General features: G+C 66.5%; 17 protein-coding genes. 3 read left to right on the forward strand and 14 right to left on the reverse strand.

Features of this window, described 5'->3' with window-relative positions; genetic code table 11:
* Nucleotides 1–3: 3 nt before the first annotated feature.
* The 5 genes from ACTJLD_RS13855 to ACTJLD_RS13875 form a co-directional block, all read right to left on the reverse strand.
* Nucleotides 4–954, reverse strand: coding sequence for a glycosyltransferase family 2 protein (locus tag ACTJLD_RS13855; RefSeq protein WP_124817806.1), 951 nt, complete (start codon nucleotides 952–954; stop codon nucleotides 4–6).
* A gap of 10 nt (nucleotides 955–964) precedes the next feature.
* Nucleotides 965–2566 carry a DHA2 family efflux MFS transporter permease subunit gene (locus ACTJLD_RS13860; protein ID WP_440659032.1) on the reverse strand — a complete coding sequence of 534 codons (1602 nt, stop codon included), beginning with the start codon at nucleotides 2564–2566 and terminating at the stop codon, nucleotides 965–967.
* The gene (locus tag ACTJLD_RS13865; protein ID WP_440659034.1) at nucleotides 2563–3846 is read right to left on the reverse strand and encodes a glycosyltransferase; all 1284 of its coding nucleotides are present in this window, start codon (nucleotides 3844–3846) and stop codon (nucleotides 2563–2565) included. Before ACTJLD_RS13865 ends, ACTJLD_RS13860 begins: the two co-directional genes overlap by 4 nt.
* A 17-nt stretch (nucleotides 3847–3863) precedes the next feature.
* Nucleotides 3864–4433: a methyltransferase family protein gene (locus ACTJLD_RS13870; protein ID WP_027789745.1), complete on the reverse strand. Its 570-nt coding sequence runs from the start codon at nucleotides 4431–4433 to the stop codon at nucleotides 3864–3866.
* Nucleotides 4434–4500: 67 nt separating this feature from the next.
* A complete protein-coding gene (locus ACTJLD_RS13875; protein WP_027789746.1) occupies nucleotides 4501–5403 on the reverse strand; it encodes an alpha/beta fold hydrolase in 903 nt (300 codons plus the stop codon).
* A gap of 718 nt (nucleotides 5404–6121) precedes the next feature.
* Here ACTJLD_RS13875 and betI point away from each other — a divergent pair.
* The 3 genes from betI to betA are packed head-to-tail and all read left to right on the forward strand — an operon-like array spanning nucleotide 6122 to nucleotide 9934.
* On the forward strand, nucleotides 6122–6706 hold the full coding sequence (gene betI / locus ACTJLD_RS13880; protein WP_060197307.1) for a transcriptional regulator BetI: 585 nt from the start codon (nucleotides 6122–6124) through the stop codon (nucleotides 6704–6706).
* Nucleotides 6707–6738: 32 nt separating this feature from the next.
* Complete coding sequence (gene betB / locus ACTJLD_RS13885; RefSeq protein ID WP_027789748.1) at nucleotides 6739–8208, forward strand: betaine-aldehyde dehydrogenase; 1470 nt, start codon at nucleotides 6739–6741, stop codon at nucleotides 8206–8208.
* A 25-nt stretch (nucleotides 8209–8233) separates the two neighbouring features.
* Nucleotides 8234–9934, forward strand: a complete 1701-nt coding sequence (gene betA, locus ACTJLD_RS13890; RefSeq protein ID WP_440659037.1) for a choline dehydrogenase — start codon at nucleotides 8234–8236, stop codon at nucleotides 9932–9934.
* 79 nt (nucleotides 9935–10013) lie between these two features.
* Here betA and ACTJLD_RS13895 read toward each other — a convergent pair whose 3' ends face one another.
* The 9 genes from ACTJLD_RS13895 to ACTJLD_RS13935 form a co-directional block, all read right to left on the reverse strand.
* Nucleotides 10014–10604 (reverse strand): dual specificity protein phosphatase family protein, encoded by a 591-nt coding sequence (locus ACTJLD_RS13895; RefSeq protein WP_124535218.1) that lies wholly within the window; start codon nucleotides 10602–10604, stop codon nucleotides 10014–10016.
* A 13-nt stretch (nucleotides 10605–10617) separates the two neighbouring features.
* Nucleotides 10618–11112, reverse strand: a complete 495-nt coding sequence (locus tag ACTJLD_RS13900) for a hypothetical protein (protein ID WP_440659039.1) — start codon at nucleotides 11110–11112, stop codon at nucleotides 10618–10620.
* Entirely contained in the window at nucleotides 11109–12251 is a 1143-nt protein-coding gene (locus tag ACTJLD_RS13905; protein WP_059687002.1) for an MGDG synthase family glycosyltransferase, read from the reverse strand. The genes ACTJLD_RS13900 and ACTJLD_RS13905 overlap by 4 nt, the downstream gene beginning before the upstream one ends.
* Before the next feature lie 510 nt (nucleotides 12252–12761).
* On the reverse strand, nucleotides 12762–13853 hold the full coding sequence (locus ACTJLD_RS13910) for a hypothetical protein (RefSeq protein WP_440659040.1): 1092 nt from the start codon (nucleotides 13851–13853) through the stop codon (nucleotides 12762–12764).
* A 234-nt stretch (nucleotides 13854–14087) separates the two neighbouring features.
* Nucleotides 14088–14594: a hypothetical protein gene (locus ACTJLD_RS13915; protein ID WP_059698471.1), complete on the reverse strand. Its 507-nt coding sequence runs from the start codon at nucleotides 14592–14594 to the stop codon at nucleotides 14088–14090.
* Nucleotides 14595–14774: 180 nt separating this feature from the next.
* A complete protein-coding gene (locus ACTJLD_RS13920) occupies nucleotides 14775–15278 on the reverse strand; it encodes a hypothetical protein (protein WP_021160324.1) in 504 nt (167 codons plus the stop codon).
* A gap of 121 nt (nucleotides 15279–15399) precedes the next feature.
* Complete coding sequence (locus tag ACTJLD_RS13925; RefSeq protein WP_048026405.1) at nucleotides 15400–16224, reverse strand: OmpW/AlkL family protein; 825 nt, start codon at nucleotides 16222–16224, stop codon at nucleotides 15400–15402.
* A gap of 74 nt (nucleotides 16225–16298) precedes the next feature.
* The gene (locus tag ACTJLD_RS13930; protein WP_027789760.1) at nucleotides 16299–17552 is read right to left on the reverse strand and encodes a DUF2957 domain-containing protein; all 1254 of its coding nucleotides are present in this window, start codon (nucleotides 17550–17552) and stop codon (nucleotides 16299–16301) included.
* A gap of 71 nt (nucleotides 17553–17623) precedes the next feature.
* On the reverse strand, nucleotides 17624–19219 hold the full coding sequence (locus ACTJLD_RS13935) for a DUF2957 domain-containing protein (protein WP_134256967.1): 1596 nt from the start codon (nucleotides 19217–19219) through the stop codon (nucleotides 17624–17626).
* Nucleotides 19220–19521 lie beyond the last annotated feature (302 nt).

Raw genomic sequence — 19521 nt, forward strand, 5'->3', positions numbered from 1 at the left:
TCCTCATCCCTGCTGAATGCGCCGCTCGACGCGCCGCGCCCGCTCGGCCAGCCGCGGCCGCGTGCGCTCGAGCGGGCCGAGCCGGCCGAACAGGCCGTCCGCGATGCCGAACAGGATGCCGGCGAGCTTCGCGCGCTTGTCGCGTTCGACGAGCGCGATCTGCACGACCTGCCACACGGTCAGCAGGTTCGGCACGATCGCCACCGGAAAGCGCAGCCCGTACTGCATCCCGAGCTGCACCGCATTGCGTGCGCTGTAGTAGCGCCGTTGCCACGAGTGATTCATCGACGTCATTTCGAACGGGCCGATCGCGTGACGCTGCTTCGCGCCGATCCGGTGCGGCAGCACCAGCGACGGCACGACATAGAGCGGCACGTTGCGCGCCAGTGCGCGAAAGCTGTACTCGGTGTCGACGTGATCGATGAACAGCGTCTCGTCGAAGCGGCCGAGCACGTCGAACGCATCGCGCGACACGACGCAGCCCGACGAGATCAGGAACGCGCAACGCTGCAGCGGCGCGCCCGGCTCGATGCGCAAGCGGCGCAGCCCGATCCCGTTGGTCGAGAGTTCGGGCAGGAAACTGCGCACGTTCTCGTCGAAAATGCGCGGGCCGGCCAGGAACGCGCGCCCCGCGAGCCCTGCGCAGACGTCGCGCATCGCGGGGAAGTACGCGGCGGGCACGGACGAATCCTGGTCGAACAGCGCGACGGCATCGACGCGGTCGCGAAACAGCGCCGCGAGGCCCGCGTTGTACGCGCCGGCAATGCCGCCGCGATTGCCGTGATGCAGCAGCGCGATGCCCTCGCGCGCGCACAGCTCGCGGGCCCGCGCATCGGGCTGCGGCGTGTTGTCGACGACGAGCAGCGCATCGCACGCGTGCCGCCAGGTGCCGAGCGCGTCGAGCTGCGCGTCGCTCGGGTGATACAGGATCACGAGTGCGCCGAGTGTCGTCATGTTCCTCTCCTCAATGCCCGAACGACGCGGCCGCGCCACGCTTCGGCCGCGTCAGCCACATCATCGCCGCGAGTGCGAGACACGTCATGCTCGCCATCCAGAACATGTCGTTGGTCGCCATCATGTAGGCCTGCTGCATCACGACCTGGTGCAGCGTCGTCAGCTCGCGCACGCCGTCCACGCCCATCGCGTTCAGCGTGTGCACGAAGCGCTGCGTGTTCGCCGATGCGTGCGTGACGGATTGCGACACGACGTCGTAGTGATAGGTCGCGCGGTTGTCCCACAGCGTCACGCTCATCGCGGTGCCGAACGCGGCCGACAGCGTGCGCAGGAAGTTCGACAGGCTCGACGCGGCGGCGAGCCTGTCGTCCGGAATGCGCGACAGCGTCGCGGCCGTCAGCGGAATGAAGAAGCACGGCAGCCCGATCCCCTGGATCAGCCCCGGCGCGGCGATCTGCGCGAACGTCATCTTCAGCGTGAAATGCGCATCCCACGCGAGCACGGCCGCGAACACGAGGAAGCCGAAGGTCGCGAGCACGCGCGCGTCGAAGCGGTGCGCGTGGATCCCGACGAGAATCGAGAACACCAGCGCGAGCACGCCGAGCGACGCCGTCGCGAGCCCCGCGTGAAACGCGTTGTAGCCCATTACGGCCTGCATCCACAGCGGAAACACGACGCCGACTACCGAGAAGCTCATCATCCCGAGCGAGATGATCAGCACGCAGAACGAGAACGTGCGATCGCGGAACAGGCTCAGGTCGACGACGGGATGCGCCTCGCCCGCCTCCCAGATCAACAGCGACACGATCGCGAGCCCCGCGACCACCGCCAGCGTGACGATCAGCGGCGAACCGAACCAGCCGCGATCATGGCCGAGATCGAGCATCGCCTGCAGCGAGCCGACGCCGATCACGAGCAGCACGATGCCCGGCACGTCGATCGGGCCGGCCGTGCCGCGTTGCGCGTCGGGGCGCAGCATCGCGGTGCAGACCGCGAACGAGAACAGCCCGATCGGCAGGTTGATCAGGAAGATCCACGGCCACGAGAAGTTGTCGACGATCCAGCCGCCGACCACCGGCCCGAAGATCGGCGCGAGCAGCACCGTCATCGCCCACAGCGCGAGCGCGATCGTGCGCTTGTCCGGCGGAAACGTGCGCAGCAGGATCGTCTGCGACAGCGGCACCATCGGCCCCGAGCACAGCCCCTGCAGCGCACGGCAGATCACGAGCACGTGCAGGTCGCGCGCGAGCCCGCACAGCAGCGACGTCAGCGTGAACAGCAGCACCGCGCCGACGAACAGCCGCAGTTCGCCGACGCGGCGCGCGAGCCAGCCCGTCAGCGGCACCGCGATCGCGGCCGCGACCGAATACGAACTGATCACCCACGTGCCCTGGCTGTTCGATACGCCGAGACTGCCGGAGATCGCCGGCACCGCGACGTTCGTCACGGTCGAGTCGAGCACCTCGATGAAGGTCGCGAGCGACAGCGCGAACGTCAGCAGCGCGAGCCGGATGCCGCGCACCGGCTGCGCGGCCGGTTCCGACGCCAGGGCCGGCGCATCGAACGCGGACGCCACGACGGGCTCGTCGTGAAGCGGCGACGCGGTGCTCATGCGCCGGCCACCGCGGCTTCGGGCCGTGCGGCTGGCCGCCCGCGCGGCGGCGCGAACCGCTCGATGAAATCGGCGGCGGCAGCGCAGCCGTCCCGCTCGGCCGCCAGCCGTGCGCGTGTACGCGCCGCGTGCGCGGCAAACGCGGCCTCGCCGAGCACGCGCGCGAGCGCCGCGCCGAGCCGCGCACCGTCGACCGGGCCGTCGGCCCGCACGCCGCAGCCGCTCGCGGCAACCCGTTGCGCGTTGTCGAACTGGTCGTGCGCGAACGGCGTGACGACCTGCGCGATCCCGGCTTCGAACGCGAGCGCCGCCGTGCCGATCCCGCCGTGATGCACGAGCGCGCGGCAGCGCGGCAGCAGCGTGCGCATCGGCACGAAGCGGCGCACGAGCAAACGGTCGCCGTCCGGCGCCGCATCGTGCGGCGTCAGCAGGATCCCGCGCGCGCCGGTCGCGCGCAGCGCGTCCGCCACCGCGCGCGCGTAGGCCGCGTGATCGACGCGTGTCGAACCGGCCGTGAACACGACCGGGGGTTCGCCGGCCGCGAGAAACGCATCGAGTGCCACATCGTCGTCGGGAGTCGCAATATCGTTGAACAACGGAAAACCGCTTTGCAGATGATTCGACGGCCAGTCCGGCTGCGGCGGCGCGAACCAGCCGGGAAACAGGCACAGCACGCCGTCGGTGGAATGCAGCCAGCGGCCCAGCACGCGCCGCGCGGGCGCGAGCCCGAGATCGCGGCGCACCGCGTTGAGCGCGGGGCCGCATGTGCGATCGAGCACCCGGCGCTCGATCAGCGTCATCAGCGCCGCCTTCACGGGCAGCGGCCAACGCGCGGGAATCGTCAGGCGCGGGTGGGTCGGCGGCGCATGCGCGGACAGCAGCGTCGACGGCGACACCTGCACCGACACGTACGGCGTGCCGTGCAGCTCCTGCATGAAGCGCGCGGAGAACGCCCACAGCGTGCCGACGAGCACCGTATCGCCGTCGGCCAGCGCACGCAGCGCGTCGTAGTGCGGGCGCAGCGTCGGTGCGATCACCTGCCACAGCGTGCGAAACGACGTGCGCGAATCCCACAGCGCGGGGTTCGCCATCGCGGCCTCGTATTCGGCCGCGGTGCCGATCGGCACGAATTCGAACCCGCAATGGCGCACGGCCGCCTCGAACGGCGCGTGCGTGCAGAACACGACGTCGTGACCGCGCGCCGCGAGCGTGCGCGCGACGCCGAGCAGCGGATGCACGTCGCCCGCCGAGCCGATCGCGGTCACGATCATCTTCGCCATCGCGCGCCTCGCGGGGATCAGTAGAAGCCGGGAATCAGCGCCGCGACCTCGCGGCGGTACTGCGTGTATGCCGGCCCGAAATACCCGGTCAGCCAGCTTTCCTCGACGCGCACCTTGTACGCGAGCGACGCGAACACGAGCAGCACGCCGATCGCGCCGCGCCATTCGCCGCCGATCAGCGCGGCGCCGACGAGCGCGATCAGGCAGCCCGTATAGATCGGGTGACGCACGAGCGCGTACGGCCCGGTGCGCACGAGTTCATGGTCTTCCTTCAGCGTGACCGACACGCTCCAGTTCGTGCCGAGATGCAGCCGCGCCCACACCGAGAACAGCAGGCCCGCGACCAGCACCGCGAGCCCGCACTGCGCCTGCAGGCCGAAACGCTGCCAGTCGGGCACGAGTGCCTGCCACGACGGATCGGGCAGGATGATCAGCGCGCCGCCGACGATCAGCGGAATCGACTGCAGCGTGCGCGAGCGCGACGCTTCCTTGCGCACGGTCGCCTTCACGCCTTGCGAAGTGGCGATCCAGTAGGCGAGCCACGCGGCCCACGGAACGACGATGGCGATGGTCTGAACGATATTCACGGCTGGCCTGCCTCGTTGGGATGGGAATTCGGATGCGCGCTGCGTACCGGACGCACGGCGCGCGGCGTCACGACGACAGCGCGTGCATCGGCGCGGGCACGCACGCCTGCGCGGCGGCGAGCGCGATGCCGGCGGCGAGCGACGACTCGCCGCAGAAAAAGTCGAGCAGCGCCGCACGCGTGTATTCGCGCTGCGCGCGGCCTTCGATGTCGAGGAAGTGGCCGGCGTCCGGCACCGTCGCGAACCGCGCGCGCGGCACATGCGCGCCGAGCTGGCGCACGTCGGCGGGCGTCGTGTATTCGTCACGCTCGCCGTTCAGGAACAGGAGCTCGCAGCCGATGTTCGAGAACTCGCTGAGGTAGCGCTCGGGCTGCAGCGACAGGATCTGGTCGACGTGGAACGCGACCTGGTCCTGCTCGTCGCGCGGCAGGCGCGTGAGATAGCGGTAGTTGTACAGCTTCATGATGCGCGGCAGGTAGCGGCCGACGGTGTCGTTCAGCAACTGCGCGGCCTTCAGGTTCTCGCCGGCCGCGATGTGGTCGCGGGCGCGCGTCACGTAGTCGACCATCGCGTCGTTCAGGAACGGCGAGAACGAGCAGATCGCCGCGCGCCGCACGCTCGGGCAGCCGCGTGCGAGCGCGAACAGCGACGCCACGCCGCCCCACGACACCGACACGAGGTAGGCCGGCGCGAAACGCTCGACCAGGTACTGCAGGATCGCGGCTTCGTCGTCTTTCGTCAGGATGAAGCAGCCCGGGTTGTGCTGGCGCGACTGCCCCGCGTACGGCAGGTCGAAGCAGATCGTGTTCATCCGCTCGCCGAGATACTGGACGGTCTGCCCGAACGACGCGGTCGTCGCGAGCGCGCCGTTGACGAGCATCGCCGTGTCGAACGCCGGGTCGAACACGTTCCGTTCGACGTAGACCTTCAGACCATTCGGTAGCGGGACCACGTGTTTTTCGGTCAGCATCGTCGTTCTCCGGTGGATGCGGCGTCTCGACGTCGCGGCATGCTGCAGGTGCGCAATGGCTGCGCCGGTTTTCGCGCGCAATCCGAATCGCGCGATTGGCCAATGCACCGCGGCAATACCGGCGGCATCGATTCATTCCTCGTAGTGCGGCGCCATACTAATACGGACAATATTACTGACTCAAGTCATTCCAACGATACCCTCTACTCTGTCAGGAAATATCACCGCTTCAAATTATTCCGCCATTTTTATGGTAGACGGAATCCTTTCGAGGGTGATCGCAATCGTTTGCGGAGCGCCGGTCGAACCCCGCCCCACCATTCGATATTCATTTAAATTCAATAACTTGAACCGTTTAATTCACCTATTTAAAACGAATTTTCATGAATGAAACGTGACGTCGCTTCTTCAACCGGCTTCCATATTTCACCGAATATCACACAGCTCAATATTCTTTCATTCCGTAATCGCTTCGACACCCGCAACGATTAACCTGATTGATCGCCGACTTCAGAAAGCGTTTTAAACAAACTTCTGTTTTCTTAACCATCTTTCGATTATTTTTCCGCACCTGCACAACGCACGGCCGACTGCCCTTTCGTCTGCCCGGCACCCGCCGTCACCGTCAGACCCCGATTTTTTGTTGATTGAACGATCAATAAAAAACCGCTAAGCTCTCGACTTCCATGGACGGCCCGTCCGGGCGAAGGGAGTCGCGATGCCGAAAGTCGGAATGCGGGAGATTCGCCGCGCACAGTTGATCGACGCCACGCTGCGTTCGATCGACGAAGCGGGCCTGCCCGGCACGACGCTCGCGTCCGTCGCGCAACGCGCGAACATCTCGACGGGCATCGTCAGCCACTACTTCGGCGACAAGGACGGCCTGCTCGAAGCGACGATGCGGCACGTGCTGCGCGACCTGTGGTCGGCCACCACGCGCCGCCGCGTGGCGGCACGCAAGGACCCGCGCTCGCGGCTGCGCGCGATCGCCGCCGCGAACTTCGACGACACACAGGTGAGCGCGCCCGTCATGAAGACGTGGCTCGCGTTCTGGTCGCAGAGCATGCACGACCCGATGCTCAAGCGCCTGCAGCACGTCAACACGCGGCGCCTCCATTCGAACCTGTGCGCGGAATTCGCGAAGGCGTTGCCCCGCACGCAAGCGCGCGAAGCCGCCGGCGGCCTCGCCGCGCTGATCGACGGCCTGTGGCTGCGCGGCGCACTCGCCGGCGGCCCGATCGACACCCGGGCTGCATTGAAGCTCGCCCACGATTACATCGACCTGCTGCTCGCGTCCGACTGACGCGCGACGCAGTCGCCCTCAAGGAGATCCTCATGTCCGTATTCGGTTTGCAGCGCCTCTACATCGGTGGCGGTTACGTCGACGCCACGAGCGGCAAGACTTTCGACACCTTCGATCCCGCCACCGGCGAACTGCTCGCGCAGGTGCAGCAGGCCAGCGCGGCCGACGTCGATCGCGCGGTTGCATCCGCGCAGGAAGGCCAGCGTGAATGGGCCGCGATGACCGCGATGCAGCGCTCGCGCATCCTGCGCCGCGCGGTCGACCTGCTGCGCGAGCGCAACGACGAACTCGCGGCGCTGGAAACGCGCGACACGGGCAAGCCGATCGCCGAGACGCTCGCGGTCGACATCGTCACCGGCGCGGACGTGATCGAGTACTACGCGGGCCTCGCCACCGCGATCGAAGGGCTGCAGGTGCCGCTGCGCGCCGAATCGTTCGTCTACACGCGGCGCGAGCCGCTCGGCGTGTGCGCGGGCATCGGCGCATGGAACTACCCGATCCAGATCGCGTGCTGGAAGACGGCGCCCGCGCTCGCGGCCGGCAACGCGATGGTGTTCAAGCCGAGCGAAGTCACGCCGCTCACCGCGCTGAAGCTCGCGGAAATCTACACGGAAGCCGGCGTGCCGGCCGGCGTGTTCAACGTCGTGCAGGGCGACGGCTCGGTCGGCGCGCTGCTGACGGGCCATCCGGACATCGCGAAGGTGTCGTTCACCGGCGGCGTCGAGACGGGCAAGAAGGTGATGTCGCTGGCCGGCGCATCGTCGCTGAAGGAAGTGACGATGGAGCTCGGCGGCAAGTCGCCGCTGATCGTGTTCGACGATGCGGATCTCGACCGCGCGGCCGACATCGCGGTCACTGCCAACTTCTTCAGCTCGGGCCAGGTCTGCACGAACGGCACGCGCGTGTTCGTGCACCGTTCGGTCAAGGACGCGTTCACGCAGAAGGTACTCGAACGCGTGAAGCGCATCCGCGTGGGCAAGCCGACCGACGCCGACACCAACTTCGGCCCGCTCGTCTCGGCCGCGCAGCTCGACAAGGTGCTCGGCTTCATCGAAAGCGGCAAGGCCGAAGGCGCAAAGCTGCTCGCGGGCGGCACGCGCCTGACAGACGGCCACTTCGGCGGCGGCCAATACGTCGCGCCGACCGTGTTCGGCGATTGCCGCGACGACATGAAGATCGTCCGCGAGGAAATCTTCGGGCCAGTGATGAGCATCCTCGATTTCGAATCGGAAGACGAAGTGATCGCCCGCGCGAACGACACGCACTACGGGCTCGCAGCCGGCGTCGTGACGGAAAACCTGTCGCGCGCGCACCGCACGATCCATCGCCTCGAGGCCGGCATCTGCTGGATCAACACGTGGGGCGAATCGCCGGCCGAGATGCCGGTTGGCGGATACAAGCAATCCGGTGTCGGACGCGAGAACGGCATCACGACGCTCGAGCACTACACTCGAATCAAGTCGGTGCAGGTCGAGCTCGGCCGCTACAACCCGGTGTTTTAAGGATCACGAAAGGAGATTGACCGTCATGACGACACGCGAATACGACTACATCATCTGCGGCGCGGGTTCCGCGGGCAACGTGCTCGCAACGCGCCTGACGGAAGATCCGGACGTGACGGTGCTGCTGCTCGAAGCGGGCGGCCCCGACTACCGCTTCGACTTCCGCACGCAGATGCCGGCGGCGCTCGCCTATCCGCTGCAGGGCCGCCGCTACAACTGGGCGTACGAAACCGACCCCGAGCCGCACATGGACAACCGCCGGATGGAATGCGGGCGCGGCAAGGGGCTCGGCGGCTCGTCGCTGATCAACGGGATGTGCTACATCCGCGGCAACGCGCTCGACTACGACAACTGGTCGACGCACAAGGGCCTCGAGAACTGGACGTATCTCGACTGCCTGCCGTACTTCAAGAAAGCCGAGACGCGCGACGTCGGCCCGAACGACTATCACGGCGGCAGCGGCCCCGTGTCGGTCACGACCAGCAAGCCGGGCGTGAACCCGCTGTTCGAGGCGATGGTCGACGCGGGTGTGCAGGCCGGCTATCCGCGCACCGACGACCTGAACGGCTATCAGCAGGAAGGCTTCGGCCCGATGGACCGCACCGTCACGCCGAAGGGCCGCCGGGCGAGCACCGCGCGCGGTTACCTCGACCAGGCGCGTGCACGGCCGAACCTCGAGATCGTCACGCATGCGCTCGCCGATCGCATCCTGTTCGACGGCAAGCGCGCATCGGGCGTCACGTACCTGCGCGGCAACGAACGCGCGACCGCGCACGCGCGCCGCGAAGTGCTCGTGTGCAGCGGCGCGATCGCGTCCCCGCAACTGCTGCAGCGCTCGGGCGTCGGCCCCGGCGCGTGGCTGAAGGAACTCGACATTCCCGTCGTGCTCGACCTGCCCGGCGTCGGCCAGAACCTGCAGGATCACCTGGAGATGTACATCCAGTACGAGTGCAAGGAACCCGTCTCCCTGTACCCGGCGCTGAAGTGGTGGAACCAGCCGAAGATCGGCCTCGAATGGATGCTGAACGGTACGGGCCTCGGCGCGAGCAACCACTTCGAGGCGGGCGGCTTCATCCGCACGCGCGACGACGACCTGTGGCCGAACATCCAGTACCACTTCCTGCCGGTGGCGATCAACTACAACGGCTCGAACGCGATCGAGATGCACGGCTTCCAGGCGCACGTGGGCTCGATGCGCTCGCCGAGCCGCGGCCGCGTGAAGCTGCGCTCGCGCGATCCGAACCAGCATCCGAGCATCCTGTTCAATTACATGGCCGAAGCGCTCGACTGGCGCGAGTTCCGCGATGCGATCCGCGCGACGCGTGAAATCATGCGGCAGCCCGCGCTCGACCGCTATCGCGGCCGCGAGCTGAACCCGGGCGCGGACTGCAAGACCGACAAGGAACTCGACGCGTTCGTGCGGGCCCGCGCGGAAACCGCGTTCCATCCGTCGTGCTCGTGCAAGATGGGTTACGACGATATGGCGGTGGTCGATGAAGAAGGCCGTGTGCACGGGCTGGAAGGGCTGCGTGTGGTCGATGCGTCGATCATGCCGATCATCACGACCGGCAACCTCAATGCGCCGACGATCATGATCGCGGAGAAAATCGCGGACAAGATTCGTGGCAAGCAACCGCTCGCGCGTGTCGACGTGCCTTATTTCGTCGCGAACGGGACGATGGCGCGGAATGTCGCCAAGGCCGTGCGGCAGCCGGAGACGGTTTGACGACGGCGGGCATGCTGTCCGCTCGCCCAAAAAGAAACGCCGCCGACGGTTCCCGTCGGCGGCGTTTTTCCTTTCCGGCTCAGCCGCTATTGACCTCCTGCCGCAACCGCTCGACATCCACGCGCTTTAGATAGTCCGTGATGTTCTGCCAGATCGGATGGAACCCGTAGCCGCCATGCTGCAGTTCGTCGAGCGCCTGCTCGCGCGTCCAGCCCTGGTACACCATCCGGTACAACGCCGACACGAGGCCGGTACGATCGGCGCCGTGCTGGCAGTGGATCAGCACCGGGCCGTCCTGGTCGGCCGTACGCAGCGCCTTCAGCGCCGCGACCATGTCTTCGTCGCGGATGTCCCAGGTGTTGATCCGGATGCGCTGCATCTTGATCTGCGTGCCGGCCAGGATGCTGTCGTCCGCGTGAAACGAACGGAAGCTGATGACCTTGCGAATGCCGAGCTTCTGCAGTTCCGGCACATCCGCGCGCGACAGCTGCGCACTGCGGTACAGCGTCGGCGTGATCCGATGCAGGTTGTTCACATGCGCATCGGTCACACCCTGCGCCCATTTGATCGGCCTCGGCCGGGCGGACACCTCGGAGGCCGGGTCCGCATGGGCCGGCTGCACGAGCCCGGCGAGCGTGACGGAAAGCACGGCAATGAAGGCGAGTTTCATGTCGGGTCGGGGATCAGTAGAACGCGCGCTTGCGCTCGCGGGAAAGAATGAACAGCACGATCGCGGCGGCGCTCATCGTCCAGTAGTCGGTCGGTGCCACGCCGAACCAATGGATATGCCACGGCACGTTGGCCGGATTGAAACGGGCGAGACCGTAGGCCGGATTCAGCACGAACCACAGGAAATCCTCGGTCAGCCAGAACACCATGATGCACGCGACGATCCGCGCTTCGATGCGCCACGACCACCGTCCGTTGAACACGGCCGGCCAGTGAAAGAACAGCGCGACGAACGGGAACACCCACGCGTGGTAGCCGGTCATCGGCCGCCCGCCCCAGAAGATGTCGAGCAGCCAGTGATGCTCGATGCGCCACGTCGGCAGGTTGGCCGCCCAGCCCGCGCTGCCTTCGATCTGGATCTCCACGTTCGCGAAGAAATACGCGAGCAACACGACCCATGCAATGACAAACAGCGTATGGCGCGTCGGCACGAAGCGCGCGACGCTCATGCGGCAGGCTCCAGGCCCAGCACGCGATCGAGCACGAAGCGGCCGGCGAGCGGCCGACCGAGCGGCGCGAGGCGGCGGCGCATGTCGGCGAGGCGCTCCGGCGCCTGCAGCAGCGCGCGGATCCGGTAGACGAGCGCGTCATCGTCGATCGCCTTCAGCGCGACACCCTGTTCGAGCAGGAAATCCGCATTGCGCTCTTCCTGGCCCGGAATCGGCGAGTTGACGATCATCGGCAACTGCATCGCGAGACATTCGGACGTCGTCAGGCCGCCCGGCTTCGTGATGACGAGGTCGGCGCAGGCCATCAGGCGCTCGACCTGCTGCGTGAAGCCCTGCGGAAACAACCGGCCCGGATGTTGCGCGGCCAGTTCCTGCAACGATGCCAGCATCGCCTGGTTCTTGCCGGCCAGCGCGATCAGCTGGAAGTCGGCATCCATCCCGAGCAGGCGCGCCGCCAGCACGTCGAGCCCGCCGAGGCCCGCGCCACCGGACATCATCAGGAAGGTCGGGCGCGCGGGATCGAGGCCGTACTCGGCCGCGCAGGCCGCGCGATCGAGCGGCTGGCCGAACGCCGGCATGATCGGGATGCCGCTGACGTGCACCGTTTCAGGCGCCATGCCGCGGGCATGCATGCGCCACGCGATCTCGTCGTTGGCCGCGAAATAACCGCGCATGTTCGGCACGACCCACATGCTGTGCAGGTCGAAATCGGTGACCTGCACCCACACCGGCGTGTCCACGCGCTCCTTGCGGATCTCGCGCGACAGCAGTTCGGCCGGCAGGAAGTGCGTGCAGATGATCGCGTCCGGGCGCTGGCGTTCGATCTCCGCGAGCAGCGCCCGGCAATTGAGCCGCTCGATCGCGCGCCGGATCTTCTGCGACGGGGCGGCGGGATCGACTTCGTCCGTCTTCTGGTACAGGTAGCCCCACAGCGCCGGCTGGCTGCTGACGAGCTTGATGTAGAGATCGGTGTACAGCTTGCGGAAGCCGGTGGACACGAAATCCATCACGTCCAGGTGGGTGGCTTCGATGCCGGCGGGATGGTGGTCGGCGAATGCGCGGATCGCTTCGGCCGCTCGGGTATGGCCGGCGCCGGCGCTGACGCTCAGGAGGAGGATCTTCTTGTTTTGCTTTGACATCTGACTGACCGTTTCGATGAAGGTGGTCGGAACGCGGGTTCGCGGCGGCGCTCTCACACGGCGGCTGTTTGCGTCCGGCTTACAGCAAGCTTGGCAGATCTTCGGCGACGCGGGCGGGCAGTGACGTCGAAGCGGTCGCCGGCATCGTTTGCGGAATCATACTGCGTTCGGGCGATGGCGCCGGAATCGGGGGGCGCAGGCGGGATGGATGGTGCGGTGTGCGGTGTGCGGTGTGCGGTGTGCGGTGTGCGGTGTGCGGTGTGCGGTGTGCGGTGTACGGTGTACGGTGTACGGTGTACGGTGTACGGTGTACGGCCAGTGTGGACTGCTGACGGCATGACGGCTCGGCGCGCTGCCGCCCGATGCCCGTTCGCGTGAGCGAACGGGGTCCGGCATGGCGCGCGAATCAGGATGCGCGTACGCGAATCGTTTGGCATCCTTGCGGATTACTTCGAAAGAGGCTTCGGAAAAGCTGGCGCGTCAGCCGGCCTTGCCCCCTTGCTCGTGGAATCAGGGCGCTACACCGGCACGCTTGCGCATCCGCTTCCCGCGGACGATCGGATTCCATCGCGACGTCAGGCTCATTGCGCCACGCAGGTGATCGAACGCGACGTCCTCCTTCGGCCCGAAGCGGCTGACCGCCGGCCACGCGAGCACGTGATCGAGGCACGCCTGCCACTCGTCGCCATGAAAGCGGCGACCGATTTCGCGCACGGCGTCGGGCGCTGCGATCGCGATACCCGCCAGCAGGTAATAAGCCCAAAAGCTGCCCGCGCCGACGAGTCGATCCAGCCTGCATACGGATAACGCCGCGAGCAGCCCGTCCACCGACGCCAGATCGGCGCGATGCGTGCGGATCGCCCGCGCAACGAGGTTGTGCTGACCGCCATACGCGGCGATGGAGGCCCCGTCGCCGGCGGCGAGCACGGCCGAGAACGTCACGAGCGCAGCCATCTCGTCGATACGCGATGCATCGTCGCGCGGCCCGCACACATGCAGCACGATCGCGTCGATGACGGCGCCCGGCAGGGTCGACGTTTCTCCGCTCGCCGCCGCGATGACGGCGAGCCTGTCTCTCGGATTCTTCGCAGGCAGCGTGTCGCCCTGCGCGCCCGTCTCATGTGCGGTGCATGTGCCGGCATCCCCCCCGCTGCATTCGAGACCGCCGGCAATCCGCTCGAGTGCGGCCCAGCCGACATCGGGATCGTCGAATGCGCACGCATCGATCACGCCGTGTGCGGTGTCGAACGCGGCACGCGACCCGGGGCAGCAGCGTTCGGCTTCGGCGAGTTGCCGTATCGAAGGCACATGCGAGCATGCGCCGCGCGGGTCGGTCAGGTCGCATTCGCAGGCGCCGCCGTCCGATGCGATCCACGGCGCGAGCCCGTGAAGCACGGCCGTTGCGTCACGCGACAGATTCGCGCCTGTCCGCATCCGTATCGCCTGCGACGCGGCAACGGTCGTGTCACCACCGTCAGCCGCCATCGCTACGCAAGCGGCAGCGTCGAGATATTCGATCAGGTACTGCAGCCACGCGGCCGTGCGCAGCCGGTCAGGCGTCGCGCCGCGGGCATCGCCATACTTTGCTGGATCGGTAAGCATGGGTCTTCCGGGATAGTTCTGGCCAATTTGGAATAGTGGTAATTCAGTCGAATCGGATGGCGCGGTACGCCGTACCGACCCTGCAACGCCACACGCATCGGATCGCGATACGTGCGGCCAGCCTGTCGTCACGCTGATACGGAAGACGGCTCGAGCGCATCGACGAAGCGGCAACCCGCGCACATCCCGCACGGCCTTCGTGCAAGGCGAGTTCCCCGCATCGATGCCCGACGCTTACTGCACGTGGAACTTCGGCGACGTCGCGAGCCAGCCGTTCACCGTGCAATCCGGCGTCAGCACGGCGTTGTTGAGCGTCACGCGCGAGTCCGGATCACTCCACGCCGTCGTGACCTTGCTCGGTCCACAAGTACCGAGTACCCGCATGTCCAGCTTCACGTTGTTGATCGACACTTGCGTCGTGCTGTCCACGTTTCCCGTCCATGGCGCCGCACTGCTCGCGCTACCGGTGAACAACACGCACAATGTGCCGCCGGTGAACTGGGTCGACGTGATGTTGACGATGCCGGTCGGCGTGACGGTGCCGTTGACCGTCGTCGTACAGTTGATCGGACTGAACGCGCCCTTCTGGAGCGATGTGAGCCCCGACGCGGAAAACGGTTCGCCATTGGGATTCATCGGCAGGCCGTCCACGCGCGAAACGGTCACTGCAAAAGCAGGCGCGGCCGAACCCGCGGTGAATGCCACTGCAGCAACAAGCGATGCAATTTGACGAATGTTCATCTGTACGGCCTCTCTCTTGATATATGGCGGCCTTACACGAGAAACGCGGCCGCTCTGTCGAATGAATCCGGCCGTCGCGCCCATGCACGCGACGGCACGAACCCTTCGAATCCGTAAATACCCGCCGCACCTGTCGCACGACCCTCGCGCGCGGCGGGTACCCGCTTCGATCCGCGACGCTTACTGCACGTGGAACTTCGGCGACGTCAGCACCGTGCCGCCCACCGTGCAATCCGGCGTCAGCGTGGCGTTATTGAACGTCAGCGAAGAGTTCGTATCGCTCCACGTCGTGACAACCTTGCTCGGCCCGCAGGTGCCGAGCAGCGTGACGTTCACCTTCACGTTGTTGATCGACAATTGCGTCGTGCTGTCGGCCTGCCCCGTCCACGGCGACGTACTGCTCGCGCTGCCGTTGATCAGCGAGCATGTCGCGCCGCCCGAGAACGTCGTCGACGTGATGTTGACGATGCCGGTCGACGTGATCGTGCCGTTGAACGTCGCGGTACAGCCTGCGCTGATCGCGCCCTTGCTGAGGTTCGTGAGCCCGGTCGCCGAGAACGGCTCGCCATTCGGGTTCATCGGCTGACCATCAGCCCGCGAAACGGTGACTGCGAAAGCAGGCGCGGCCGAAACCGCGGTGAAAGCCACTGCAGCAACAAGCGATACGATTTTGCGAATGCTCATTTGAACTGCCCCCTCTCTTCACAAATGGCGGCACACCGCCAGGAACGCGACCGCCCGGCCGGATCGTTCCGGCCCGACGGTCGCAGGAAGCCGCCGGTGCGCGTCATGCGCGCCGGACGGCTCAGAACTTGTAGGAAATCCCGACGAACGTGATCAGCGGATCCGCCTTCAACCGTGTGCGCGTGGTGGCGAGCGTCGAACCGTCGGCCGCCTTGATCACGAGCGACGAGTAGGTCTTCAGCGGCATGTACGTCAGCGTCGCCGTCAGCCCCCAGTGCTTGTCGATCGCGTAGCTCGCGCCCACGTTGTAGACCGGCGTGAACGACGACGACGCCTTGCCCTCGACCGACGTCGGCCCCGGCTTGCCGGCGCCCGCCGCGAGCACGCTGCCGAGGTTTTCGTTGATGTCCTTCGCGAAGTTGCCGTTCAGTTCGATATTGCTGAACCAACTGTAGGCCACGCCGATCCCGACGAACGGGCGGAACTTCGCCGTCGGCGAATTGAAGTAGTACTGCAGAATGATCGTCGGGCTCCACTGCCTTGCGTTCTTCACGGCCGGCTGGTTAGCCGGGTTGTCCATGTTGACGCTGCCCAGCGCGCCGGACGGCCCGGGCGGCCTGATCGTGCCGTGCCCGGTCAGCGTGAACTCCGGCGGCACGCCGAGCACCGACGTCACGGCGATGTGGTCGGTGAAGAAGTGCGTGAGCGTCAGGCCGACCGTATCGGCGTTGTTGACGGTCAGGCTCGTGCCGGGCGACGTGAACGACCCGGGCAGGCGCAGCGGCCCGTTGATCGGCATGCCGGCGAGATTCGTCGTGAGCCCGTTGGTCGAATCCTGCGGCATGATGTGCAACCAGCCCAGCGTCGCGACGTTGTCGCCCGCCTGCTGGGCCGATGCGAGCGTCGATATGCCTGCGACGACACCCGCGACAATCAGCTTCTTCATGAAGTCTCCTTCTCGTTCTGTCCGGGCGCCGCGCCCCTTCGCGCGGCGCCGCCGTGTCTCCATCCGGGCTTGCGTCACTGCACGAAGGCGCCGACCGTGAAGTACGGATTACTCGTATCGTTCATGTCGAGGAACCCGAACACGCCGCCGGTGAACACGAACTTGCCGGTCGCCGGCCCCGATGCCGCATCCGCATGCACGGTCGTGACGACACCCGGCACCTTCTGCGTGAAATCGAGGTTCAGTGCACGCGTGAGCGCGGCCTGCGACGCGTTGAACGGATCGAGCAGCGTGGCCTGCGCGCCGACGAGCGCGGTCGCGCGGTAGTTGAACGCGCTGTCGACACCCGTGTACTCGCCGTTCTGCGAGCCTTGCGTGATCGCCGTCTGCGGGCTCAGGAACGAGATGCCCGATTCGTCGTCCGCGCTCGGCGAGCCCTGCGTCAGGTCTGCATTCGCCGCGCCGGTGCGGATGAAGATCGGCACGAGCTGGTTGCGCAGCTTGCCGACGATCAGGATCCCCTTGCCGGCCTTCGCGGGATCGACCGCCGCGAGCGTCGGCGGAATCTGCGGCAGGTAGTTGAGCGACTGGAACGCCGGCGCATCCGGACGCAGCGTGAACGGCTGGTTCACGGTCGCGCTCGACGCGAGCGGCTGCCCGCCGTTCTTCTTGCCGAAGTTGTCGGTCTCGACGTAGCTGCCGTCCGCGTTGATCGTCACCTGCTGGTCGAGCGCCACCGGCTGGAAGCTTTGCGACGGCACCTGGTGGTAGCCGAGCTGGTTGTACTTGCCGGCGATCTTCGTCAGGTCGGTTTCCAGCGACGAGAAGCTGATGAACGGGTAGTACGGGAACGTCGTCTTCGGGATCTTGCCGACGCCGATCACGCCGTCGAACTGGATCGTCGCGCCGGGGATCGCGCCGCCCAGCACGCCTTCGCCGAGGAACAGCCGCGCGGGGCGGCTCGGGTCGAGGCTCGCGTTCTGCATCCGGAACGTGCACTGGTTCAGCTTGACCGTCGGCAGGCCCGTTTCGTCGGCCAGCGTGCCGTCGACCACATTGGCGGGCGCCGTATCGCGCGTCGGCTGCACGGTGCCCGTCGTGGCCGGCACCGGCGACGCGAGATAGGTCATCCGGTACGTCATCTTCGTCGTGTCGAGCTGCACTTTCACCAGCTCACCCGATCCCGAGCCGCCGATGAACACCGTGTTGTAGTCGATCGTCTGCGGGCACAGCCGGACCACCGGCGCGGGCGGCGGGTCGCCGTCTCCGCCGCACGCAGCCAGCACGGGCGCGAGCGATGCCGCGGCCATCCATTGCTTCAAATTCATAGGAATCCTCTTGAAATTCGATTCGCCGGCGGCGACGCATGCGCCGCCGGTGTTACGTGTTCAATACAGGGTTACTGGACGAACGCGCCGACCGTGAAGAACGGGTTGACCTGGCTGTTGTTGACGACCATCGCGTAGACATTGCCGGCCGTCACGAGCCAGCCCGTGTCGCCCTTCTTGAAGATCGCCACGTTGCCGCTCGCGCCCTTCGCGTTGAAGTCCTGCGTGGCCGTGACCTTGATCTTGCCGGGCGTCGCCTGCGTGTAGTCGAGCCCGAACTGCGAGGTCACCCCCGACGTCTGCGGATCGATGAACGCCGCGGTACTGCCCTGGAACAGCGTGGACGTATAGTTCGCGGCCATCGTCGAGACGGCCGTGCCGTCATCGCAACTGCCTGCTACCGAATAGAAGGTGTTATTGGTGAAGACGCCGGGCAGGTCTGGGTGCGGCATGTTCGGGTTGAAGCTCGGCCCCGGCGACGTCACCTTGTTCGCCTGACCGCTGGATGTCACAACGCCGCATGCGGATGCGCTGGTCGCACCGATATATCCCCCCTTCAGGGAGTTCGCGGCAATCGCTTTCGTCGACGCCAGCATCGAGATGCCGACTTCGGCATCGGCGACCGATGCGAACAGATTGACCGTATCGACGTGCGTATAGCCGACACGAATCACGATCGGCACAAGTACGCCGTTCAGCCTGCCGACGATCATGATGCCTTTCGCCTGACTCGGTGCAATGATCAGCGTCGAGCCCTGCCCCGCGATCGGATACCCCTGCCCCACCGGATTGCTCACGAATACATTGTCTGCCGATCCGTCCGCGTTCTTGCGCTGCGCCCACGGCGTCCCGGTCGTCTGACACGAGTAGTCGCTGCCCTGCGTGATAGAACACGAACCGTCCGCATTGAACGTCTGATTCCAGTTGACGACGTCGGGCTCCCAGCCGACCGGCCCGGTCGGGCTCTGACCATCACCGCCGATCGGCGACAGATGGATGCCGACCTCGTTGTAGTTGCCCGCCACTTTCGTGAAGTCGGTTTCGGTGTCGGTGAAGCCGATGAACGGATAGAAATCGAAGGTGCGCGACGGTACGACGCCGAGCGTGATGCCCGGGAGCAGCGGGATACCGGCGAACGCAATCGTCGCCCCCGGAATCCCGCCGCCCACCACGCCATTGCCGACGAACAGCATCGGCGGATCCGCACGGTTGATCGTCACCGAATACGCGCCGTCGCTCGTCGCGCCGCTGTCGAGCACGAACGCACAGCGGTTCTGCTCGGCGGTCGGGAGCGTGGTCGGATGATGGAACGCGCCGCTGATCGTCAGGCCTGCGCGCGTATTGTTGACCTGCCCCGCCGACGTCGGCACCGACGATTCGATGAACTGCATCTGGTAGGTCATCTTCGTCGTGTCGAACTTCACCTTCACGTACTCGCCGCTGCCTGCGCCACCTGTGTACGTCGTCGTGTAGTCGAGCGCGTCCGGGCACAGCTTCGCGACGACGGGCGGCGTCGTGACGGAACCGCTCGGCCCGCACGCGCTCCCCGAGCACTGCGGCACGTTGATCGGCCCCGGATCGTCGCCGCCGCCGCAACCGGCGACGAACGGCAAAGCGACGACCGCGCACGACAGGATCGCTTTCCGCCATTCAGGAATGCAAATCATCAACCCCTCCTTTTCAGGTACGACAAGTCTCGTCCGGACAGGCTGCATGGCCCGCCGGTTGGTATCGCGCCGCCGCACGAACGCGCGGCGCATGACGGTGTGCGCAAGGCTGCCGCGATGCCGGTCAGGCAAATGCGGCACGCGCCGCGGCGGCAGACAAGCGCTCTCCCGCGGCGCCGTCATGCGGCACGGCGCCGTGAGAACAATCGAAACGGGATGTGGTTCGCCGCTACACGGCGATATGACAACGCAGGTACGCGACCTGCATCGCGCCTGCGTTCAGCGAAAAAACGGGAAACGGC

It is taken from the genome of Burkholderia sp. 22088 (assembly GCF_052045915.1).
GTDB classification, from domain to species: Bacteria; Pseudomonadota; Gammaproteobacteria; order Burkholderiales; family Burkholderiaceae; genus Burkholderia; species Burkholderia cepacia.